This window comes from Halorussus sp. AFM4 (assembly GCF_051194995.1).
Taxonomy (GTDB): domain Archaea; phylum Halobacteriota; class Halobacteria; order Halobacteriales; family Haladaptataceae; genus Halorussus.
On the sequence record NZ_JBNTJT010000007.1, the window covers coordinates 18,234 to 39,968 of the forward strand.

Consider the following 21,735-nt stretch of genomic DNA (forward strand, 5'->3'; position numbering starts at 1 on the left):
TGGTCCCGTGGTAATACGATATGACACTTGAGGCAATTGGTCAAGTGATTCTTGCGGTAACGGTTCTTGGCGGTCTTGCTTTTCGTGAACAGGTCGTTGCGCGAATTGCGGCACTTGATAGCCCAAATCAGATTGATTTCGGCGATAGCAAGTAATGATCCGTACATTAGTAGGTATAAATACAATCCCCAACCAGCCGTTGATATCCCCTTGATTGCCTCCTGTTCAGCCTTTGCCGCAATCACCATCTGAAAAGAGCTACCGCTGTTATCGTGCGCGTATAGTACGGCGCTAAAAGTCCATTTCCGTATAACGGGACACCGACTACCTCCACTTCTCAAGTGATACAAAGACGGTGCTGTTTGCCGTGAGCCAAGTTTCCATTCGCTCAACCCCGGTTAGGTGAGGGGGATAAATCGTACACTGATCGGGGGCATCCGAGTATTCGACGCAGGTCAGCTGGAGGCGATGATTGAACCACTCCAACGGAACTTTCCGGTGCTTTCTAAAGGCCTGCGTCTTGATCGTATCGTCATCGGTATCATACCCTGCCGTCATTTTACCGTCATTCTGGTTAACAAGAACATCGCCTAAAGCAACTGCTAATTGTTTTCTATACAGCTACGTAGTAATACAAACAACAGAGGAACACCTCGTGCGTAATCGACTCGTTCGATGAATCGGAGGAGGCGCAACTTCGGGAGGGAATCCATCTCCCCTCGGCTATGCACTCGTTGTGTTTCTCAGCGAGGGAATTAACAGGGCCAGGTATGCCATGTCGAGGAAGAATCCGCCTGCACGTCCCGTTTGGAGCGATAACGGCTTAGAAATCCGAACAAGAGTCAGGGTATCCGATTAATTATGCGAAGCGTTGCCTAACACCGTTCGCAATGCGTTCGCGGTTGTAGACCAGTTCACCGAAACTCCACGATAGCAGGACCAAGACGGCGAACACGACACCCACAAAGTCCCACGGTCCCATCCAGACCGGACGGACCCACGGCGCAATCTTCGACCATCGGTTGGCGAACGCGTCGACTGGTCCGCTCACGACGGTCCCGGCGAACGCCGCGCTCAGCCACTGCGAGAAGGTGAGGCGGTCGCCGGTGCCGGGCGTAAGCCCCGCACTGCCGGACAGGTCGTACTTACCCGCCGCAGCTTGGTCGGCGATGGTCGGGCCGCCGGGTTCGTCACCCAACTGCATCCGTTCGACGTCGAAGGGCGCCCAGGGTGCGTAGAACTCCCAGACGATTTCGCCTTGCGGGGTGACCTCGATAACCCGCTGGTTGTTCGTGTCCACGATGAGCGTGTTCCCGTTGGGGAGTCGGTCAGCATCCCGTGGCCAGTTGAAGTCTTGACTCGACCCGAGTTCCCAGGTCCGTTTCCACTCGTCGCCGCGCTTGGCGTACTCGACGATGCGATCGTTTTCACTGTCGGCGACTAGCATCGCCGGCGTCCCGTTCTGGCTCTCGAGGTACTGCGGGTTGTGCTGCTCGTAGAGAATCGAATGGTTGCCGTCACTGCCGAGGCGCATGTCGATGGCCTTGGTCGAGCGATTGATGACCATTACTTGGTCCATGTTCCGCGGTGACGCGAGGAACTGCCCGTCATCGATTTTGTCCACGTCGTTCACGTGTGTCCAGTCGTTATTCGGAGGGTCGGCGGCGTAATCCCCACCCTGATCTTTGGTCCAGTTGGTGTGGTCCTCGAACTGCCACTCCCAGGTGATTTTCTCTTGTTCACGGTCGTAGACGAAGATGCGGTCTTCGTTGGTCTCGCTGGTCGTGTTGTAGTTGCGCATGTTGGCGACCAGCAACTCGGTACCGTTGTTAATGAGGTCCGCGTCGTGGGTATCGTGAACGCCGTCGAACTGCTTGACCCAGACCCGCTCATTAGTTTCGGGGTTGTACTCGTAGATGGTAGTTCCGCCCTGTCTGGCCCCGGTCACCAGCAGGTTGCCGTTGTCGAGGGGGTCGACATCGTAGAACCACGTCACGTCGTTGTTCGACCCGTTGTGGACCCACTGCATGTTGCCGCGCGGGCCGACGCCGACGAGGCGCGCGGGCTTCTTTCTGTTGGATTGCCCTTTGAACTTGAACCCCTGAATCGAAATGACGGTAGTGCCATTCGCCGGCTTCTCGATTGTTCCTTTCTGGAGGTTCGAATCTGACGGTTCGTGTGTTAGTGCGGAGACTGCGGCGGGGTGAGTAGCGACACGATGAGCAACAACACCATGCCGCGTACCAACCATGCTCGCGATAACCGCATCCGTTGGAACGCCATGTGCTCCTCACCAATGACAGTGCTGCATATAAAATCACCTTTTACTATACCACCAATGGAAACATATTTACCGCCCCCTCAGTTTGGTTGTAGTCACCCGATATGTTTCGATCCTCACTACTTTGGTGGCAAATAGTCATTGGCATTACAGTCATGACGTTACTCAAAGCTAGGGATATCTACACTTCGTGGGTATTGTCTGACGTCGAGCGAACACATACAGGAACGAATCCGTTGAGATCGCGATTGTTCAGCACCTCGGATGTTTCCAATCATCTCTGACTCTAATGCAAACCCAGTCACGGTATTTGGATAAAGTCCGTCACTCCCGGCGATGGTTTCTCGTCATTGTGCTGGTTGTCCTCTTCGTCGTCCTCAGCGTCCAAGCCTTGCTGGCAGATACGTCACGATCATTCTCACAATCCCAGTCGGAAGTACAGCCGGGTGCGACACTCATCAGCATCCAGGATTACAACTACGACGGAAAGCTCATCGAAGTCGGACGGAACGGCAGTGTCAACTGGGAGTTCGACCCACCTCGATCGCAGGTTTTTGACTCCGAGTACCTTGCAAACGGCAATGTTCTGGTAGCGGTCGCCACGAAGACGCCCCCAGAGAACTGTCCGGAAGCGCAACTTGATCAAGCCGAGAGCAAATGCGTGCACAACCGCGTACTCGAACTTGACGGGGAGGCGCTCCAGCAGAACAACGAAACCCGTGTTGTGTGGCGCTATACGTGGTACGACGAGTTTCTTCAGCATCACGAGGTCCACGATGTTGATCGACTGTCGACCGGTGAGACAGCGATTGTCGATATGGGAAACAACCGCGCATTCACCGTCGCCCGCAACGGGACCATCACATGGCAGTGGAATGGGTCTAAGTACCTCGGGACTGGTTCGGCATTCGATCAGCAGTACGGCAGTCCCGAGCGGCAGGGGCCGGAAAGCGACTGGACGCATATGAACGACATTGATCAGCTCCCAAACGGGAACTTCCAGCTCTCGGTTCGGAACTTCGACGTCATCGTTGAAGTGAATCCACAGACGAACGAGATTGCAGACGTCATCGGAGAACCGGGCAATCACAGTTTTCTCTACGAGCAACACAATCCACACCGATTGACAGAGTGGGGGACAATCCTCATTGCGGATAGCGAAAACAACCGCATTGTCGAATACGACCTCCAGAGCGAGAGTCCTGTCTGGACGTACGGCGGTGACGATATCCTATTGTGGCCGCGTGACGCGGATCGCCTCCCCAATGGAAACACGCTCATCGTCGATTCACTCAACAATCGTGTGATCGAAGTGAATCGCGATGGGGAGATCGTCTGGGAATACGCAGGCGTGCAACTCCCGTATACAGCCGACCGCAAAGGAGTATCGGAAGAGCAAGGAAAGACAATTCCCGGATGGCGACTGGAGGGACGGGTGGAGAACGCTCATCCGGCAGTCGGGTTTGTTCGGAAAATTGAAGGTTGGGCGTCGTACGTCTTCCCTGAGTGGGTCCGACTCCCAGAACTTCTCACCCTTCTCGCCATCGTACTGATTACGGTTGCACTATTAGCAGACCTCATCCGGCAGTACGGTCCGACGCACCTCCCCAGAATCGGGAGATAATCGGAGACATCGGCTAAACCAATTCACCAACAGAAATTCACAGTAATATGTTTGAAAATAGACGCGGTATCGGCGTCACGGAATTGTTGCATGGACACGGAGAGTGGATTCTCGTGGTCCTTTTCGCATCCATAACCCAACTGGGCGACGTGTGGTTCCTCTTTCTGCTCGGGAGTGGGCTCTACGTAACAGGTGATGAACTTCCCCATTGGGGAATCAATCGTCGGCGGGGACTGTTCGTCCTTGCACTCGTCCTTACTTACGTTGCGCTCATCGGCGTTCTCAAGAACGTCTTCGTCCTCCCACGGCCACCGGGGGCTGGCGACCCACCTGCATTCGGATTAGTTCCCTCGGCGTTCAAAGGGGTATTTACCAGTATTACGACAGCGTCCGGGCCGGGGTTCCCTAGCGGGCATGCACTCGGAACGACGATGGTCTGGGGTGGCCTCGCGCTCGTTCTCGACCGGAGTACGTACCGGAGGCGCGTCGGCATCGCCGCAGCGGTCGTTGGACTGGTCTCGCTTTCGCGGCTCGTCCTCGGCGTCCACTACCTTGTTGATGTGCTCGTTGGTGCGGGAATCGGCCTTGTAGTGCTAGGCAGCCTCTACTGGCTCGCCGATCGCGGCACTGACCCCGAACAGGTCCTCCTCGTTGCGGTCGTGATCGGACTTCTTGGATTGTTCATACACGTCACCTTTGACAGTGTGGCTGCCATCGGGAGTGCCGTCGGCGCTTGGCTCGTATGGCGGGGAGTTGCCGACTCGACCCCGGCTCATCCGACAGATCGATGGGAAGTTCTCGCAGGATTCGGTGTCGTTGTGATTGCTGGCAGCATCTTCGGCGTAGTCTATACCCTCGACCCGTCTCTCCTGGTTACGTTTTTGGTCAGTGCTCTGGCTTCGGGAACGGCTGTAGCAGCCCCACTTCTGGGTGAACGATTGGTTTAACCCGGTACCGAAACGGTGGCCAGCGTGAATTTGGAACCCACGCGATGATAGCAAATATCTTCCACCCAGAAGTTAGTCTTGATTGGTCATCTGTTCATCCGCGCCACTCTGAGTCGTGGCGCGACGCCGACCGATGAACCACCGCAATTCGAAGCCACCCCAGACGAGGAGGGTGACGAGACTGAGCGCGATGGCAAAGACTTCGGGAACGCCCATCCAGATCGGCGTAATGTACATCAGCCCGTTGAGGTACTTGCCCGGAATGAGACCCTTCACGCTGATCCAGAACTGATCGACGACGGTCCCTGACCGCGAGGCAATGTTAGCGGAGCGAGCATTCGGCCCCTTCGTCGACTCGTCGCCGGTGTTCAGCCGTTCGGCCTCGTACGGGAACGCGATGTTGAGACTCCAGACGACATCGCCGTTCTCGTTGACTTCGAACACGCGGTTTCCGTTAGAGTCCGAAATCAAGGTGTGACCGTTGGGGAGGCGGTCAGCGTCGCGCGGCCATTGCATCCGGGTGTCCCGCCACGTCCAGCTACGGGCCCAATTTCCGTTCTCGCGCTGGTACTCTACTACACGGTTGTTCTCGCTGTCAGCGACGACCGCAGCAGGTCCGCCGTTCGAGCGGTTGACGAAGTCGGGGTTGTGCTGCTCGTAGAGGATGTCGTAGTCATCCTCTTTCCCGAGGGTCTTCGACTTCTCGACGGTGTGGCCGTTCGATGTCAGGAATACAACGCGGTCGAGATTGCGGACACTCACCATGATTCGACCATCGTCCAGTACTTCGACGTCGTTGATGTGTGACCAGTCCTCGGGGAACGGGCCGCCTGTCTTCGCAGGGTCGAAAGTATCCGAAGCGTTCCACCGCCACGCGAGTTCGTCGGACGTGGTGTTGACTACGAACACACCGTCGAGGAAGATGTCGGCGACGACGAGGTGGGTGTCGTTGATGCGGTCGACGTCATGGTACCGCGTCGCCTCCTTACCCGGTGTGAGCTGACCCCACACTTTCTCGACCGTCCCAGTCGTGAGGTTCACGCGCTCGACGCCGTTGTACGTACACGCGTTCGCGTCTGCGTGAGTCCGGTAGTAGGTCCGCCAGGTCTCGTTGGAGACGCCGTACTGACTTGCGTTCCATTCGCCCGCGTCGGGACACTCGTTGGCGCTCCGATGGTCGGCGTACGAGTACTCGACGGTCGCGCGGGTTCCCGGGACGGGGTCGACGTCCCAGTACCGCGTGTGGGTGTCGTTGTAGTAGCGAACCGTCCCGTTCGGGTTGAACGCGACAAGTTCGGCCCGCGCACGTGGTCCTTCGCTCGCCTGCCCGCGCCAGGAGTTCGAATCGGTCGCAACGACGGTGATTCCGTCCGCTTTGGGAGCAATTGCGGTCGCCCGGTTCACGCCCCCGTCCTCGGTAAGGTGTGACTCGAACGTCGTGTCAGCCACCGATGTCGCAAGCCCATACCCAATCGACACGACTGAGAGTATCAGAAGTGTCGCAAAGAAGATCCGAAGGTGGCGTCTGGACATGAATATCATTTATCTGGAAGCCCTCGCGTGGTAGTCCGACACCCAGCCAATACTCGTCCGAAATCTCTATCAAAGGGACACAAAGCACCACCAACGAACATATCTCCTCTACACCGTTTCTGAGTAAATAGATTTCCCCCAGCAGTATAACAATCCGAATATACGCTGTCGTTGGACGACGAGCCGACAGCTTGTTTCTTGGTCTGTTTGGTGTCGATGCTCCTTATCAGCCTCCGATGATTGTGGTTGGCTGGCTCGGACTAGCCGGAACATTCTCGTTGGGACCAGTCCTGTTCGCGTTGGAGTCGTCGATTCATTCTCGACTCTCCGACCGAAGAGTCCGATACGTCCATAGGACCCTCTTGAGCGGCTATGCAAACTTGGCTCTGTTGAAACCCTGAGGAACAGTATGTGGCGTGAGCAATACGTGGTGCAAATCCCTCACCGAGTAGGCAGTACTGTCGAAGGCGTTGAATAATGACTTTCTGATTGGGACTCCACCACTGTCCCATGGGGGAGAAACAGAATGCGGATGAAGGGAGTCTTGTCCACCGGGAGTTAGACACCGACCGAAACGAACCACTGAGCGAAGTTGCGGAGATTATCGCCGACCTCAATGACACCGATGTAAATGACCTCCCCCCGATATACGACACCATCGACCACCTCCTCACTCACTTGTTCGATAATCCGCCGTCTCCGGACTCCCAAGTTAAGGTTCAGTTCCACTATGCCGGATACCAAATTACTGTCCATCACCAAGGAGATGCTCTGTTTCTGAAGGTGTAATTTCTAGTTTTTGGTTAAATGTCACACCGACTTTTCTGTTGGTAGATACGAACACGGTGATAGATTCACGCTCTCTATTCCTCTCAGTCGATTCAAATCTATTAGCGGAGGGGAATTTCAATATGTCCAGAATAAAGGCGGACAACCCTACCGACTATGGTTAGAATTCGGTCATATCATTACGGATAACTCCTGACCAATCTCAGTAATTATAATTGAGCAAAGGATACGTTTAACATCTGTTGCTCAGTAGGATCTATCAATGAACACCATGTCGCGAGACAAGTCTCGGGGACAGAGCGAGGTGCTCGGCTTCGTCCTCATTTTAGGAATTACGATGATAGGACTCACCACCATAATCATCTTCGGGGGCAACGCTCTCAAAGATGCCCAACAACAGGCCCAGATTGAGCAAGCCGAACAGAGTTTCGGTGTATTAGATGGCCGGATTAGCCGGGTCGCATTAGGTGCATCACCCGTTCAGACCGTCGATCTCGGCCTCAATACCGGCAGCTCTGGGGCAACACTCAAGTCACGTGACACCGGTTGGATTCGCGTCACCTACGTCAATACCTCAACTGGCAGTCGATCAGTCGTGATGAACCGGACGCTCGGCGCGATCATCTATGCTAACGATGACACAACACTCGCCTATCAGGGTGGAGGCGTCTGGCGACACACAGACGGTGGGACAATTATGGTATCACCACCGGAGTTCCACTACCACGACGGGACACTAACCTTCCCGCTCGTTACCGTAACAGGTGGCGGTCCGCTGACCAGCAGCATCACCGTCACGCAAGAGGGCACACAAATACAGAAATATCCTAATAGAAACCAGCAGACGAACTTCACGAATCCGATTCCACGGGACGTTAAAGTGAAGGTCACGGTCGACTCGACGTTCTACCAAGGGTGGGGGGTCTACTTTGAGGAGCGGACAGATGGCCAAGTTGAGTTCGACCACGCCAAAGAGCAGGCGACTATCGAGCTCACCGACCCAATTTCGAAGGTCGGGTCGGCTCTCACGCTAGTCGGCGGCTCTCAACTTCAAATACAGGATCAGGCCGTGCTGAGCAGTTACGACTCGTCGGCTGCATCCCCGACCTTCGGCGGGACGGACGGCGACATCGTGAGCGATTCGAGCGTGCAAATCCAGAATAATGTCCGCATCAAGGGGAATATTACGGTTGGTGGTCAGGCCGACATCAGCGGCATGGGAAACGCCGGGCGGATTCACGGCTATCTCTCCTACGGTGCTGGGTCAGTGTCACAGTCTGCTTGTGACGACCACGTCGACGGAGCGTGTACGAAGAACGCATCATTGGGGGACAAGAGGAGTATCGACACTCGCATCAGCAACCGCATCGCTCGTATCGAGGAGTCAAACAACAATGAGGCGAATCCGCATATCACGAACGGCGAACTCAACTGGACTGGCACAGATAACATCACTCTCGAGGCTGGTGATTATTACTTCAACCAGTCGTTTCAGGTCCAAGGCTCGAACTCAGCCCCCCAGAATCTCACCCTCGACACCACTAACGGAGACATCGCAATCGCTGTGAAGGATACAAACATCCAGATTCAGAACCACGGCAACATCACCGTAAAGGGCGATGGTGCCGTCCGGTTCTATAACGACAAACAGATTCAAATCCAAGGCCAATCCGATGTCTGGGTGCCCGGCTACGACTCGCCCCAGCTCTGGATGTACTGCACGTCCAACTGTGGTATCCAACTCAACAGCGGGTCGCCCCGCTTCGTCGGGGTCATGTACGCACCCGAAGCTGCCAACGGTGTCCAGGTCCAAGACCATGCGGAGGTATACGGTGGCATTGTCGGGGGCGGCCAAGTACAGATTCAGGACGACGCACATCTTCACTACGACGAGGTGTTATCCACAACAGCCGTCTTCCCGGATAGGGCGCCGGTAATCTACATGCACGTGTCAGTCTATCGGATGACCATCAAGAGCGAGTGACGCCCTCAAAGCCGCCAGAACGGATTACCCACGTCGGTGTCATCGTCGGCTGCGAGGCGTCGCAGGATTCCCTTCGTACCACCAGCAAACCGGTTCGATATCACCCTGGGAGCACATACGGCGGACCACATATTGCCTGTATTGAACTGGATCTGACTATCACTTCCACCGAATACAATACATACTCAATAGCTATGTCATTGCCCGTCGATCGGAAGAAACACCGAGTACTTGCTGAACACACGCTCTGGACTCACCAGGCTACTCGAACACCGTCGCGAGTTCCTGCCGCATGTACTCCCGGCGGAGTTTCCGAGCACGCTCGTCCGAGAGGTAGTTCTGGAGGACGACCTCGGGGCTTGAACTCCCCTGTTCGGCAGCGACCCCTTCGATACCTTCGGTCACGGCATCCATCGACGACGAGTAGCGGTCGTACCAGAACCGCCGGCCCATCTGGGGGACCGGCTTCTCCCCCTCGATTTCCTCTGGAAGATCCGCCACTTCTGCGAGTGAGTCGAACCAGTTCCGAATCGTCTGGCTGCTCACGTGGCCAGCTTCCGCGCTCGTCGATGGGAACAGATAGCCGTTCCAGTCATCGCGGTCAGCGAGCGCGACCAATCGATCTTCGAGCTCCGGCACCCCGTAGAGTAGCGACACCTGGCCGGGGCCGTTCTTCCGCTCGTCGAAGTCGAGATACGGGACCTCGGCATCGTCGTCCTCGAGGACGACATTCGACCGATGAAGCGCTGCGACCTCGCCCGACCGCAACCCCCACGCGCAGAGCGCGAGTACGAGCAGGCGCCCGCGGTCGGCGTCGGCGGCTTCATAGAGCGCCCGAACGTGGTCGGGCGAGAGGACCGACGGGTCGCCGGCGTCGACCTCCCAGCGGTACTCGTCGTCGAGGCCGTCCGCGGGGTTGACCGCGGCGCGTTTGCGCCGGAGCAAGTGGGCGTACCAGTTGTCGACGACGCGGTGAATCCGTCGTTTCGTCCGCCCGTTGTCGAGGTCCTCGTGGAGGCGGTCGAACGCTGCCCAGCAGGCGTCGACCGCTTCGTAGGCCGGGACGTCGCTATCGCGAGCGACCGGCGACAAGAGGTCGTCTGTATCGTGCTCACTGGTATATGCCCGGACGTACCGCGCGAGCCGGTATTGGAGCGTCTCAATGGAGGATTCGGAGAGGCCGCCGCGAGTCCGCTTGGAGTCGAGGAAGTCTTCGAGGGCGTCGACGGTCGGCTGGTGGGTGGTGCCCCAGTCGTAGCCGTCGGGGCCGCCCTGGAGATCCAGGTCGTCGGTCCAGAACTCGGTGAAGGTGCGGTCGTGGTACTCGCGGAGCGCGTAGACGAGTTTCCGGAAGTCGTTCTCGCGGAGCCAGCTGTAGGATGGACGCTCGGTGTCGGGGTCGAGGCCGGCGTCCTGCATGGCGGGCGCGACGACGGCCCAGTAGGCGTCGACGAGGCCGTCGACGTCGAGGAGGGTCCAGGGGACGTCCTCCGGTTTCGTCCAGTTGTCGGGGTCGTGGGTGGCTGCAGTTGGCTCAGGCATGGCGACCTCCGTGAAGTGCGAGCGATTTCGGGGGGAGAAGCCGGGATGCTGCGGGGTGGGGTGATTCTAAGGCGTGCATTAGTAGGTAGTAGAGGAATTTAGTCAGTTGGAGTATAAATCTTGAGGTTTAGGTGACTATTTGAGTCTCCCAAACTCTAACCGATATCCCGCGAAACTCCCCGAAAGTAGATAAATCCCATGACGATATACAGAAATCGCACCCAGTAGTTCCGAAGGTGGCTATTCTCTTGCAGAAGATTCGCCGAAGAACTCCTTGATTCCATCCTCAAAAACAAAGCTGAGTGAGGTGAGGCGACTCTCTCCGAGAACCTACTGAAATATGTTACTATATTAGAAATCTGCTTTTAAGTGGCGTAGAACAGTTGACCGTTGGCTATTACACCAGAAGACGCTGTGATTTTACTGCGTTAACAAATCGCTTGGCCTTCACACGCGGCTTCTCCCGTGTCTCCAGCATATCCAGACTCTTCTGGACCAAGAAATCGACAAGTCGCCACAAATTGTACAGTAACGCGCTAAATGCAAAGTGGAACAACCGCACGGCATACTCGTTCGAGGTCGTCCACGGCAAGAAGGTCTTCATGGACTTATACGCATTCTCGATGTCCCAGCGTTGCCGATACCGATTCACGACCCGTTTCGTCTCCTCTCGGTCAAGCTGAATCTCGTCCGTAACGTCGTAGTTGGTGTAGAACGAAACGGTCTTGGAGTCGTCTCGTGTCGAAGGAACGAGCGCCAATGTTGTCTCCGCTCGCTCATTCGTTCGACCCATAGTCCCGCCACCATAGACTCCATACTCTCGGAGAACCTTCACGTCGTGCTTCATCCGGTCAATTTCCCGTTTGGTGCGGTTATTTTTCGGAACAGGAATCACGTACCGAACATGCTCTCGATTCAGAACCTGAATCACCTCTGCAGTGGCGAACGCTCGGTCGGCATACACCGTATTGATGCTAACGTGCTGGCGAGCAGTCTCAAGTAAGTCTCGAACGATAGAACCATGAGAAAACCCGTTTCGGACAGGTTGAATAGCGAGTGTGAATTTCAGGTTCTGACCGACGATAGAGAGCGTGGCGAACTTATAGCAGTAGTCGTAGTCTGTTCCCGAATGGCCAGACACATCATGGACGAGTTCACCGCGCTCGTCACCGTAGTATGGAACCTCCGTAATGTCAATAGCGGCTCGTGCTGGTCGTTCAAATTCGAGGTGCTTCTTCGCCGTGTTCACCATCAACCCGGTCGCGTTATGTGCCATTCGTAGGATATCGTCCTCATCGAGTTGTTTGATGTAGTGAAGGTGGGTGTCGCCTTGTGGACCTCCATCGTCACGGTCTGTGATATCGTTGTAGATTTCTGACCCTTGTTCGGCGGCAGTGCGTGTAAGACCCATCAGACACTCGGTTTCAAGGAATGTGTTTCGATGATACTGCGTGTTCCGCGCTCGTGAAGGTAGATATTCAAGTTCATCGGCAACGAGGTTAACCAGTTCCTTGGGAACAGTTGCCAGCTTCTCTCGAATTAGGCGATTCTCTGTAGACCGTGATGCTTCATCCTTCGTTTCAGGTTGGAGAGATTGTGTCCCGAGTGGATGACCGATGGACTGAGCGTAGTCGCGTGTCCATGCGGCATTGTGTTCGATATAGAACTGGAGTTGTTCATCAAGTCGATTCCGCGATGCACGATTGAACGTGCTTTGGTCGGGTACTTCATCGAAGCCGAGTGCGTGAGATGTAGCTGGATTTTCAGTGAGTTCTCGTTCGAGTTTAGGGAATGCCCAGTTGGTGAGTTCCTTAAGGAAGAGGGCACGGACGTTTGCCTCAAGTGTGTACGGCGACCGATTGGGATTGTATTGGTCATCCTGATTGAGAAGATGGAAATCTAACTCTTGGACTAGGTCCTGAGAAGTCGCATCTGGATTCGATTCCAGTAGGTTTCGGATTTGTTTCTGAAGCCGTGTTTGAGCGGGTTGAACGTGATGGTCTGTCACTGGAAACCTCTCTTTGATAAGTGTGTGACAATCCTCATCCGTTTCGAAGACACGGAAGGTTCTGCGACCTCTCTCATGTCCGCACTGGAGGTGAATCTAGCACTTCGAGCCTTATTGAACCCCATGGCCACGGCCTCCGGTGGCACTCAGACACTCAGACATCAGGTGGTGCTAAGTTCTTCATGCGGAAGTCAGACCTCGGAACGAAACGTCCGCCCAGTCTGGCCAGTGCGTGAGTCCGCTGAATATCTGCGAGATTGTGCAACAACAGGTCTACCCACTCACCTTGCTCGTATGCGCCGACAGCAGATTCACTGTCTGTGAACGGGTCGCAGTGGTCATTACCGATTAGCTCGTCATACACACTAGCGAGGTCGTTGTCCTCGGTCTCTATCCGTTGCATGATGTCCATCATATCGGCATACGCGATGTCTGGAAACGGCCAGTCTACATTCTGACGGATACAAGCCCGTCGTAGGAACGGCAGGTCGAATCCATCATTCCACGTTTCACCGTTGAACGCGGTGAGGTAGTGGCGGTCGCCGTCAATCCGCTCATTAGCGAAGTTGCTAAGCGCGGTGAGTAGCTCTGCTTCATCGTCTCTGACAGCAATCTTGACCGATGCCTGTGTCTGAGACTCTATCGTGGTCCTGAGTTGCATTTCATCTGCTGGACGGCCACCTGTGTTCAGAACCAGCCAAGCGAGTGGTGTGGACGCAATGCCTGCGACCGTGATGGTTGCTCCCGGTTCGATACCGGAGGTTTCGATATCGAACGCGAGCGGAACGAGGTCCCCCATGCCACACTAATCTACCGGTGTATCAATAACCCTAGGAGTGTTCTTTCCGGATTTCCAGAACAGTAGTCTAATATCCGGTTAGCTGACCAGTAGCTAGTAGCACGGTATCTGTATTCAGAATCGTCTTCGTAACCGATGCTCAATTTAGAGCGTGTATTGAACGGTACGGCAAAAAGACAAATAATCTCGGACATTTTAGGTTCTTCTATGGAGCCACCCGCAGGTGGATGGGAGATGTTCTTCATCCTGCTCGTAGCATGGGGTGTGGTAATCTCTTGGGTGGCGATAACCATATACCGACTTGCGAAAAACGACTGGGTAATCGATTTAAAGCGGTGGAATCTATTGAGGCAATTTCGGGAAGGAAAGCGCGATGAGGGTGAAGTGGATGATAAATAAGCACCACAAATCTATCGCAGGTCAGTCACCAGAGGCATGAAACGATACATCCAGAGCGTAAATTGAGCGGGCTACATCGGCAGTATAGCTTTAAGTAAGGCGGTCGTGTAAGAACATCGAGGGGGAACCAATGCTGAGAGAACTTTCACAACTCTCGGAGGGTGTGACCTTTCGGATACTCATGGCTATCGTGTTTCTTATTGCAGTTTTAGCGTCAGCACTTCCTGACCTTCGTCACGGCCCCGCCAACATCTGGGAGTTGGCTGTCGATGTTGGAGCAATTGTCGGTTTGGCAGTTGTCCTGTTGTCGATTTGGCCACCGGGATACGAATTTCTCACTCGAATTTGGGAGAAGTATTATCCGTATTTCGCAACGGCGTTCGCAGTGTTCTTCCTCTCATGGACAGTTTATTTACTCTCAACAGGCGTTGACGACCTCCCGACCTTCATCATGGCTCTCGTCGTCGGACTTGTGTTCGTCGTTGAACTCATTCGATGGTTTTCTTCAAACAGTACTGCCCTTTCAACGTAGAATAGCCTGAAGACAGACACCAAGAACGCCACTACTGTCCGCCAAATAGTACGATACATTCGCACCACGAATCGAGCGACCGTTACTCGTGCAAAAATTTTGATTTTCGGAACTACTGCGCACCAGTGGAAGTTGAGACTATACCGGGTTTATCGGGGCTGTGATGCGTGGTTTCGGGCGAATTTTCGAGTCGAATCTGCTTCGGATCTCCTCTCATTAGTCTTCTCGTGTCGTACTACCGACTAGATCGGTGAATTTCCAAGATCGCTGACAGCGTCGCCACTCAGGAATCCGCATTGCCCCGGACAGAGTATCGCTCTATCCGATTCCGGTCTCCTTCTTCAGCAGCGTGAGCGTATTATCGGCCGTCACAATGGGTGAGTGTTCGTATTCACCCGTCAACTCGACTTGGACGAGTAGATCGACCGCTCGCCAAATCGAGTACAACAAACAGGCGAACGCGAAGTAGAAGAACCGTAGCCCGAAATCCGTCGATGTCGTCGCGCCCATGAACCGCTTGATCGACCGATAGCCACTCTCGATCTCCCAGCGATACCCATACTCAGTAAGGAAACTACCGCCACGGTTGGACATAAACACCGAGTATTGTCGATGGTCGTCGTGCTCGGAGTTCTCTTTCCGACGGTAGATTAGCGTCGTCTCATGCCACTCATTCTTCCCGAGATGGAGTTTGCGGTCGGTCTCGTACCGGTCTTGCCCCCGCTGGAGTAATCGTTTTGCCTGAGCTTTCTCACTCGTCTGCATCCGCTTCGGCACGACGTAGGAAAGCCCACGCTGGCTGATCATCTCTAGAATGTGCTGGCTGTCGAACTCCCGATCCATCAGCACATTATCGACGTGAACGAGCTCTTCAGCCGAATCCAGCAAGTCCTCGACGATCTCCTTGCGTGACTCGCCTTTCCGTACTGGGCGGGAATCAAGGACGAGCGGGACAGCGTTACCGACCAACTGGACTGTCGCCCACTGGTAGGCGTATTCGTCGGTCTTCTCCTTCGTTCCGATTATCTCGTCCTCGTGGCCTGCGCGGTCGCCCGTGAAGGGATCGTCCTCAGTGATGTCGATCGCGACGATACCCGCCCGGAAGAACTCCTCCGTCCCCGCAAGTTGGTTGGTGAGTTGCTGGACCGCCTGTCGGTACATCTCGCGAATCTGCTCGATAGGGAGGTCACGAATCTGGTCGCGATGACCGTGCCCGAGTGGCGTTCGATCACGCGTCGACTCGTGGATGAAGCTGCGAGCGCCCTCGTTGGCGGCCAAGTTCTCACGGAGCCCCAAGTAGGTCTGTAAGCTCCAGTAGGCGTTCTCGTGGATCTCATACCCATCTCCCCGATCCAGTGAGAACGCTGGAAAGACGACACGACTGATGTGGTCAGTAATCTTCTCTGCCTGTTCTAGAACAGTCCGATCATCAGGTACCGACTCTCCTTTGTCGCTGTCTCGGTGTTGGAGGTTCCGTTCCGGTTCACGTGGGACCGTGACATCGGCATTTTGCGCCTTAATCAAGATCGTCCGGGCGGCTGTCTGAACAGTCTCGCGAAGGTCAGTCGTGAAGCGCTTGTTCCAGGTGCGCCAGAGTGTCGACTGGTCCGGTACTGAGTCAAAACCGAGTTGCTCACGAACCTCAGTTGATTGTTGGAGGTATTCGACGAGTGCTGTTTCGTAGGTCCACCCATGGAGTTCCTTGAGGAGAAAAACGCGGTACAATTGTTCTATCTCGTACCGGGTGGCCGATGCATAGCGATCGTGCGGCGTGAGGTCCAGATACGCTAATGGAAGCTGGCGGACGAACTCGTCGACCGACTCGTGAGCAGCATGTTCGAACCAGACGCTCGCTACCGTTCGAATGTCTTCCTCAACAGCAGCTAGTGAGCTTCGGTCGTAGAGTGGCGTCGACTCGTAGTTCGGCCAGTTATGAGAGGGCTGTTGCGCAATGTGGCGAAAACTGTCCGTTGTGACGTGCGCGTCGCTGTCACTGATGTAATCTAGTCGCTGCTCCGTCAAGAACTCGTTCACTACGGACGAGAAGACGCCCAGAAACTACTCAGTGGACCGATTTCGACCTCCTGAACGAGATCACTCGAGCACTGAGTTGGGAGTTGGTGAATCGTTTTCTTGGCGTGAACATCAGAGTCCTACGACGGCAATTCGTATAGTGTGACATGAAATTTCGTATTAGAAGGTGGAAAAATGACTAACGGCACCGACTAGCGGCCTACTTGGCTTCCGACTCGAATGAGATCTTCTTCCGACGTGCGTTCTCAGCTTTTGGGAGGGTGACCCGACAAACCCCATTTTCGCAGGTCGCGATCGCCTCGTCGATATCGATCTCAGCAGGAAGATCGACGGCACGTTCGATTTGCGGGAGACGCTCACGCTGAATCGATCGGGCACTGACTTCCTCGTCGTCGAGTGTCCGTTCAGCAGTAATGACCAGCGATTGATCAGCTGCTTGGAGATTGATAGTTTTTGGATCAAATCCAGGCAAATCGATCACGACAACGATTTCCTCAGCCGAATCGAAAACATCCACAGCAGGACCGACTGCTGGCTGTGGCTCGGCGTTAAAGACCTGTTGAGAGACGTCCTCGTGAAGCGCTCGGGGACGCTGGGTCATCTGACCCATGGGCTGCTGATTTGCCGGCTGTGCCGGAGACTGTTTGACGGAGGGCCCTTGGACGGACTGCTGCGCCGAGGAGTACTCTCTCGACTGCTGAATAGGGCTCTGAGAGCGCTGTCGGGCTTCGTTACTCTGTTGGCGCTGCGAGGATGCAGCCTGCTGGACTCGCTGCGGCTGTTGGACTGGAGACTGTTCTTCGTCGCGACCACGCTGGTCAGGTTCGGTAGATTGCATGGGTTGAGTTCGGGCTGTATAGCCGACGGCCTTGACCGTGTGTAACTGACTCGTCACAACGACCAAGCCAAATGGTGAGATGAACGTCTATCGCAAATTCGTTTATAATTGGTCAATTAACTAATAATATTCGGATATATCACCCATATCACCGAGTCCCACCCAGTACCATTCCATACTAGTCCTTACAGTAGTATCCTGTTCGTCACTGAAAGAGATATCAAGATCAGTATATTCGGTCGAGCTACCGCTTGTTTACATCCGGCAAATCAATTGCTGCCTATCAGAGAATCCACGGTAATTCGGTCTTATCCGAGGGTGTCATAGAACAGTTCGCATACCCTGTTGAGACGATCTGTAATCGATAGATACAGAGGAGCAACCAAACAGGCTCCCTCTGAGTCAGACGGTCGGGAGCGTCACTTGAACTTTCGTTCCTTCAGGCTCGTTGTCTTGAATCTGCAGATCACCGTTATAGGCATTCACGGCCTCCGTTACCAGATGCAGGCCGAAACCACTCCCAGTACTCTCATCGATCTGTACACCTCGTTCTCGGATCGTCTCTTTGTGTTCATCTGGGATCCCCGGTCCATTGTCTGCAATCGTGACCGTGACTGTCTCGGAGGTGCGCTCTGCGCTCACATGCACTTTCGGTGTGTCCTTGTCATTGTGCTCGACCGCATTTCGAAGTAAATTCCTGAATACATGTCCGAGTAGTTCATCAGCCAATACGGTTGTGTCGGGTAACTCCTCGACTAACAGGGTCGCGTTCTCGTGTGCATTTTGGACGAGTGCGACTTGTTCTTCGAGTGTCGGCCGGAGACTAACTGGTTCAAACTCGTGTTCGTCCTGTTCGACGAGAGTCATGTAGTCACGCATTTCCTCGACGAACTGCTCCATCTCGTCAAGCCGCTGGGTAATCACATCCCAGTGATCGGCTGGGAGGTCGGCTTGATTCTCAACCATCTGCAGGCGTGCATTGACGACCTGAAGATCATTCAGCAGGTCGTGCCGGAGTGTTCGGTTATGATCAAACCGTGGTTGGCTAAGAACGACTGTACCACAGACTGGGCACACGTATTCATACGACTGTGAAGCCGAGTTGATAACCCAATCCCCGTCCACGGGTTCCTCACAGCCGCAACTGGAACAAAAGAAAATCGCCTTGCGGTCAGGGGCATCTGGCGGTGACATTGTGTGGTCGAGAACGCCTGGCATCAGTACTTGAAACGGACCCCAAGCACCGTACGCTGTGATATGTGTTCAATGTACGCCAACTACTCGAACAGAGACCTCAGGAGCCGACATATCAAAATGAGTGGATCCAGTTCAGAGTGAACGAACCCTGGGATTGATTTCGGTATCTCCGCCGGAGAGATATACGTAACAATACCGATTCCTCTATACTAGGATATACACGACATAGCAACCTTAAACGGAAGAAGGAACCCTTCGCTCACCACGAGCACTCAGCTCACTCATGTCTCAAACCAACACACAACCATCTGTCAAACAGGACGAGTCAGTATTCACAGAGTACGTTCTGGGGGTCCACATTGTCGAATATGTCGATGACAACGACGAGACCGTTCAGTATCGGTTTGAAGCACCGGATCACAAAGACGTCGTCTTTGAGGACTCGGAAACCGCACTGCTGTACGCCGATGTATACTTCGATGCCAATGGGTTTGTCGAATCGGGAACAGGTGAACGCGGTGTGCCCCCGGAACTCGTCCAAGCTGGAAAAGATACCCTCGCCGCGTATCTCTTGACGCAAGCCGGAACGGATATCAGCTGGATCGCGTCATTCTACGGAACAAAACCCGATAAGATCGAGCAATACATCTCCTGGGTCCAGCAGCGGGCAGAAGAAGTCCGGCAGAAGGTAGCGGAGCATGGAGTCGAATAGCGTCGATTCCCATGGATACGATGCTACAGCGTTATCTCGACGGACTCACCGTTTTATCGAGCCTCATCGCAGGAGAACTGTTCGTGGTGGCACTTCCAACAGAGCCCGAGACCCCACTGTTGATTGCGTTCGGCTTTGCGTCGATTGTGTATCTTGGCATAGTAACATATCAGCGAAACCTCTTCGACGGGTTATGACCAGAGTGACGGCTTGACAGTCGAACGATCCATTCCTTTTTTCACCAGCTAAAATCGTCTGCCATCTTTGTGGGCTGTGCTACAGGTAAGTTCACCTGCTTGAGGAATACAATGGTGGGATACAGTCGCATCAATAGACCAACTTGCTACTTTGGAGTTTTAATTCGTCTATTATAAAAGAACATTAAACGGCAATCGGAGCTACGGATGCATGGTGGACTTCACCAGACGACGACTGTTATCGACATCGCTGGCTGCGGCGATCGGGGCCAGTACGGCAGGAATCGCCAGTGCCGAAGATAGCGATACGAAACATGCACCGTCAGTACAAGGAACTATCAAGCGGTTCGCAACGACCTCCCTGGGAGCTGAGGTCACTGGTCCGTACGTCACCGGCGGTGGCGATCTCTTTTTCAGTCATCAGCATCCGAGCCGTGACAATCCGGCCCCCTATGATAAGAGCGGGATCGGATACGTTGGCGGCTATCAGTTCCAGTTCGACGGCGACAGCGAATTCCAACCCCTCGGGGCGCCCACGACGAAGGAGGCTCAGTCGCATGTCCGCGTTGCGGACGGTGAGTACACGTTCCTTGCCAACGAGGGGGATACGATCGGTGACGGGGAAACGCTCGGTGTCCCGACCACGCCCGAGGGGGAGGACCTCATCAAGTTCGCGGGCTCTCGATATGCCGAGTTCGGGTACACGCCAGACATGAACGAACTGGTCGCCACTGACGACGAGGAAGCTGACGGCTACCTGTTCACGAACTTCGAGTCCAGTCCAGGGAACATCACCCGGATGCCGGTCAGTCGTGAGGACGGGATCTGGGAAGCCGACCTCGAGGCGACTGAAAATCTTGCCAACAGCGAGAAGTTCCGGCAGATTGGCGGAACCCGCATCAACTGCTGGGGCGATACGACCCCGTGGGGGACGCCGCTTTCGGCTGAGGAAGAGTACGGTCACACACGAGTCTCCGGAGGGCACACTGCTGGCGACATCGTCGACGCGGGGAGTGGCGTCGGTCGTCGCGGCGGTGCCGCGTTCTGGAATCGACCAAATCCCACCGAGAGTCAGAGTGCGGTCAACGAGATCTTCGGCGACCAAGCGTGGTACCTCCAGGGGTACTGGGCGCTTGGCGGCGTCGAACTGCTGGCGTACTATCTGGGTGCCGACCCGGTTGATCAGAACGGCGACACCAACACGACGGACCCCATCGGGGACATCTACCCGAATCGGTATCGCTATGGCCATCTCGTCGAGATTCGGAACCCCACCTCCGACGACTGGATCCCTGTCAAACACCACGCCTTCGGCCGCGTCGCCGCTGAGGTCGGGAACGTCATGCCAGACGAGAGGACGGTGTACATCACCTCAGACGGGACGAACAAGGGCTTCTACAAGTTCGTCGCTAACCGCCCGATTCCGAGCTACAACGACCCGATGGACATCGAGGGCACGCTCTCCGTCGCGAAGGTGACCAACGACGTCTCGGGGTCACCCGCCGAGGCCGACCTCGAACTCGAATGGCTCGAACTGGGCAGCGCCAGTAACGCTGAGGTCGAGTCCTGGATCACTGAGTACGACGGGATCACGCAAGTCGACTACCTCGAGACCCACGCCGAAACCGACTGGCGGGAGGACCTCGACGCGGCGCTCCGAGAGGCCGACGAGGAAGTCGCCAAGCACGGCAATCAAGACTACATCACGGACGAGGAGATCGTCGAATGGGCCGAACAGTACGAGCGCCACGGTCCCGACAGCGTTGACGAGAACCTCCGCAAGGTTCCCTTCCTCGAGACGCGCGCCGCCGCCAAGGAGATCGGCGCAACCGTCGAATTCCGGAAGGCCGAGGGGATCGACCACGTCGACGATGCCCGGCCTGGCGACTACGTCTATCTCGGGCTCGCTGAACTCAACAGTGGGATGGCTGACGGCCAGGGCGATATCCAACTCGAACGCGTGGACGGGGGGATCGTCTACCGCGCTGAGATTGAACCCGACTACAACCTGGCGACGCTCGAACCGGTCGTCGTCGGCTCGGACGCGACCGACACGACAGCCGTCGCGAACGACCGGCCGCTGAACGTCGACAACGTCCTCGCGCTCCCGGACGGGCGCGTGCTCCTCTGTGAAGATGCCGATAAACTCGGCCGCTCCTATCCCAACGACTGTCTCTGGGTCTACGATCCCGAGGACACCGACACTGACCGCGGTCATGGGAACGAGGAGGACCGCGACGACGAGGATAATCCTGCACGGGACGACGGTACGGACGAGTAAGTCTCGTTTTGCGCGACTGCGGTCTCAACCCCCTTGTT

General features: G+C 55.3%; 17 protein-coding genes. 8 read left to right on the plus strand and 9 right to left on the minus strand.

Going from position 1 to position 21,735, the window contains the following annotated elements; genetic code table 11:
* Nucleotides 1-20 precede the first annotated feature (20 nt).
* On the plus strand, nt 21-155 hold the full coding sequence (locus ACQUQF_RS24555) for a hypothetical protein (RefSeq protein WP_435182070.1): 135 nt from the start codon (nt 21-23) through the stop codon (nt 153-155).
* A gap of 169 nt (nt 156-324) precedes the next feature.
* On the opposite strand, the gene ACQUQF_RS24560 is transcribed toward ACQUQF_RS24555, so the two are convergent.
* The gene (locus tag ACQUQF_RS24560) at nt 325-558 is read right to left on the minus strand and encodes a DUF7511 domain-containing protein (RefSeq protein WP_435182072.1); all 234 of its coding nucleotides are present in this window, start codon (nt 556-558) and stop codon (nt 325-327) included.
* 301 nt (nt 559-859) lie between these two features.
* A complete protein-coding gene (locus tag ACQUQF_RS24565) occupies nt 860-2,251 on the minus strand; it encodes an aryl-sulfate sulfotransferase (RefSeq protein ID WP_435182074.1) in 1,392 nt (463 codons plus the stop codon).
* Between the two features lie 382 nt (nt 2,252-2,633).
* Between ACQUQF_RS24565 and ACQUQF_RS24570 the strand changes: the two genes are divergently transcribed.
* Complete coding sequence (locus ACQUQF_RS24570; protein ID WP_435182075.1) at nt 2,634-3,905, plus strand: aryl-sulfate sulfotransferase; 1,272 nt, start codon at nt 2,634-2,636, stop codon at nt 3,903-3,905.
* A gap of 113 nt (nt 3,906-4,018) precedes the next feature.
* On the plus strand, nt 4,019-4,852 hold the full coding sequence (locus ACQUQF_RS24575; protein ID WP_435182077.1) for a phosphatase PAP2 family protein: 834 nt from the start codon (nt 4,019-4,021) through the stop codon (nt 4,850-4,852).
* A 72-nt stretch (nt 4,853-4,924) separates the two neighbouring features.
* Here ACQUQF_RS24575 and ACQUQF_RS24580 read toward each other — a convergent pair whose 3' ends face one another.
* On the minus strand, nt 4,925-6,394 hold the full coding sequence (locus tag ACQUQF_RS24580) for an arylsulfotransferase family protein (RefSeq protein WP_435182078.1): 1,470 nt from the start codon (nt 6,392-6,394) through the stop codon (nt 4,925-4,927).
* A gap of 501 nt (nt 6,395-6,895) precedes the next feature.
* On the opposite strand from ACQUQF_RS24580, the gene ACQUQF_RS24585 reads away from it, so the two are divergent.
* Both ACQUQF_RS24585 and ACQUQF_RS24590 read left to right on the plus strand, forming a co-directional pair.
* The gene (locus ACQUQF_RS24585; RefSeq protein WP_435182079.1) at nt 6,896-7,174 is read left to right on the plus strand and encodes a HalOD1 output domain-containing protein; all 279 of its coding nucleotides are present in this window, start codon (nt 6,896-6,898) and stop codon (nt 7,172-7,174) included.
* Nucleotides 7,175-7,436: 262 nt separating this feature from the next.
* Nucleotides 7,437-9,158: a DUF7289 family protein gene (locus ACQUQF_RS24590; protein ID WP_435182080.1), complete on the plus strand. Its 1,722-nt coding sequence runs from the start codon at nt 7,437-7,439 to the stop codon at nt 9,156-9,158.
* Nucleotides 9,159-9,419: 261 nt separating this feature from the next.
* Here the strand turns inward: ACQUQF_RS24590 and ACQUQF_RS24595 are convergent, their stop codons facing one another.
* The 3 genes from ACQUQF_RS24595 to ACQUQF_RS24605 all read right to left on the minus strand — a co-directional run bounded on the left by ACQUQF_RS24595 (nt 9,420) and on the right by ACQUQF_RS24605 (nt 13,507).
* Nucleotides 9,420-10,700: a tyrosine-type recombinase/integrase gene (locus tag ACQUQF_RS24595; RefSeq protein WP_435182081.1), complete on the minus strand. Its 1,281-nt coding sequence runs from the start codon at nt 10,698-10,700 to the stop codon at nt 9,420-9,422.
* Between the two features lie 397 nt (nt 10,701-11,097).
* Nucleotides 11,098-12,708, minus strand: coding sequence for a transposase (locus ACQUQF_RS24600; RefSeq protein WP_435182082.1), 1,611 nt, complete (start codon nt 12,706-12,708; stop codon nt 11,098-11,100).
* 154 nt (nt 12,709-12,862) lie between these two features.
* Nucleotides 12,863-13,507 carry a hypothetical protein gene (locus tag ACQUQF_RS24605; RefSeq protein ID WP_435182084.1) on the minus strand — a complete coding sequence of 215 codons (645 nt, stop codon included), beginning with the start codon at nt 13,505-13,507 and terminating at the stop codon, nt 12,863-12,865.
* A 529-nt stretch (nt 13,508-14,036) separates the two neighbouring features.
* Here ACQUQF_RS24605 and ACQUQF_RS24610 point away from each other — a divergent pair.
* Nucleotides 14,037-14,438 carry a hypothetical protein gene (locus ACQUQF_RS24610; protein WP_435182085.1) on the plus strand — a complete coding sequence of 134 codons (402 nt, stop codon included), beginning with the start codon at nt 14,037-14,039 and terminating at the stop codon, nt 14,436-14,438.
* 318 nt (nt 14,439-14,756) lie between these two features.
* Here the strand turns inward: ACQUQF_RS24610 and ACQUQF_RS24615 are convergent, their stop codons facing one another.
* The 3 genes from ACQUQF_RS24615 to ACQUQF_RS24625 form a co-directional block, all read right to left on the minus strand.
* On the minus strand, nt 14,757-16,472 hold the full coding sequence (locus tag ACQUQF_RS24615; protein WP_435182086.1) for a transposase: 1,716 nt from the start codon (nt 16,470-16,472) through the stop codon (nt 14,757-14,759).
* Nucleotides 16,473-16,671: 199 nt separating this feature from the next.
* Nucleotides 16,672-17,082 (minus strand): Hsp20/alpha crystallin family protein, encoded by a 411-nt coding sequence (locus ACQUQF_RS24620; protein WP_435182088.1) that lies wholly within the window; start codon nt 17,080-17,082, stop codon nt 16,672-16,674.
* A 630-nt stretch (nt 17,083-17,712) separates the two neighbouring features.
* Nucleotides 17,713-18,276, minus strand: coding sequence for a sensor histidine kinase (locus ACQUQF_RS24625; protein WP_435182090.1), 564 nt, complete (start codon nt 18,274-18,276; stop codon nt 17,713-17,715).
* Nucleotides 18,277-18,790: 514 nt separating this feature from the next.
* Between ACQUQF_RS24625 and ACQUQF_RS24630 the strand changes: the two genes are divergently transcribed.
* Together ACQUQF_RS24630 and ACQUQF_RS24635 are read left to right on the plus strand one after the other, a co-directional pair.
* Nucleotides 18,791-19,219 carry a hypothetical protein gene (locus tag ACQUQF_RS24630; protein ID WP_435182091.1) on the plus strand — a complete coding sequence of 143 codons (429 nt, stop codon included), beginning with the start codon at nt 18,791-18,793 and terminating at the stop codon, nt 19,217-19,219.
* A gap of 408 nt (nt 19,220-19,627) precedes the next feature.
* Nucleotides 19,628-21,697, plus strand: a complete 2,070-nt coding sequence (locus ACQUQF_RS24635) for an alkaline phosphatase PhoX (protein ID WP_435182092.1) — start codon at nt 19,628-19,630, stop codon at nt 21,695-21,697.
* Nucleotides 21,698-21,735: the final 38 nt, after the last annotated feature.

Excerpts from the sequence above, each read along its gene's own strand:
- ACQUQF_RS24555 (WP_435182070.1), top strand. The coding sequence starts at position 21 with ATGACACTTGAGGCAATTGGTCAAGTGATTCTTGCGGTAACGGTTCTT.
- ACQUQF_RS24560 (WP_435182072.1), bottom strand. The coding sequence starts at position 558 with ATGACGGCAGGGTATGATACCGATGACGATACGATCAAGACGCAGGCC.
- ACQUQF_RS24565 (WP_435182074.1), bottom strand. The coding sequence starts at position 2,251 with ATGGTTGGTACGCGGCATGGTGTTGTTGCTCATCGTGTCGCTACTCAC.
- ACQUQF_RS24580 (WP_435182078.1), bottom strand. The coding sequence starts at position 6,394 with ATGATATTCATGTCCAGACGCCACCTTCGGATCTTCTTTGCGACACTT.
- ACQUQF_RS24585 (WP_435182079.1), top strand. The coding sequence starts at position 6,896 with ATGGGGGAGAAACAGAATGCGGATGAAGGGAGTCTTGTCCACCGGGAG.
- ACQUQF_RS24590 (WP_435182080.1), top strand. The coding sequence starts at position 7,437 with ATGAACACCATGTCGCGAGACAAGTCTCGGGGACAGAGCGAGGTGCTC.
- ACQUQF_RS24595 (WP_435182081.1), bottom strand. The coding sequence starts at position 10,700 with ATGCCTGAGCCAACTGCAGCCACCCACGACCCCGACAACTGGACGAAA.
- ACQUQF_RS24605 (WP_435182084.1), bottom strand. The coding sequence starts at position 13,507 with ATGGGGGACCTCGTTCCGCTCGCGTTCGATATCGAAACCTCCGGTATC.
- ACQUQF_RS24610 (WP_435182085.1), top strand. The coding sequence starts at position 14,037 with ATGCTGAGAGAACTTTCACAACTCTCGGAGGGTGTGACCTTTCGGATA.
- ACQUQF_RS24620 (WP_435182088.1), bottom strand. The coding sequence starts at position 17,082 with ATGGGTCAGATGACCCAGCGTCCCCGAGCGCTTCACGAGGACGTCTCT.
- ACQUQF_RS24625 (WP_435182090.1), bottom strand. The coding sequence starts at position 18,276 with ATGGTTGAGAATCAAGCCGACCTCCCAGCCGATCACTGGGATGTGATT.
- ACQUQF_RS24630 (WP_435182091.1), top strand. The coding sequence starts at position 18,791 with ATGTCTCAAACCAACACACAACCATCTGTCAAACAGGACGAGTCAGTA.
- ACQUQF_RS24635 (WP_435182092.1), top strand. The coding sequence starts at position 19,628 with ATGGTGGACTTCACCAGACGACGACTGTTATCGACATCGCTGGCTGCG.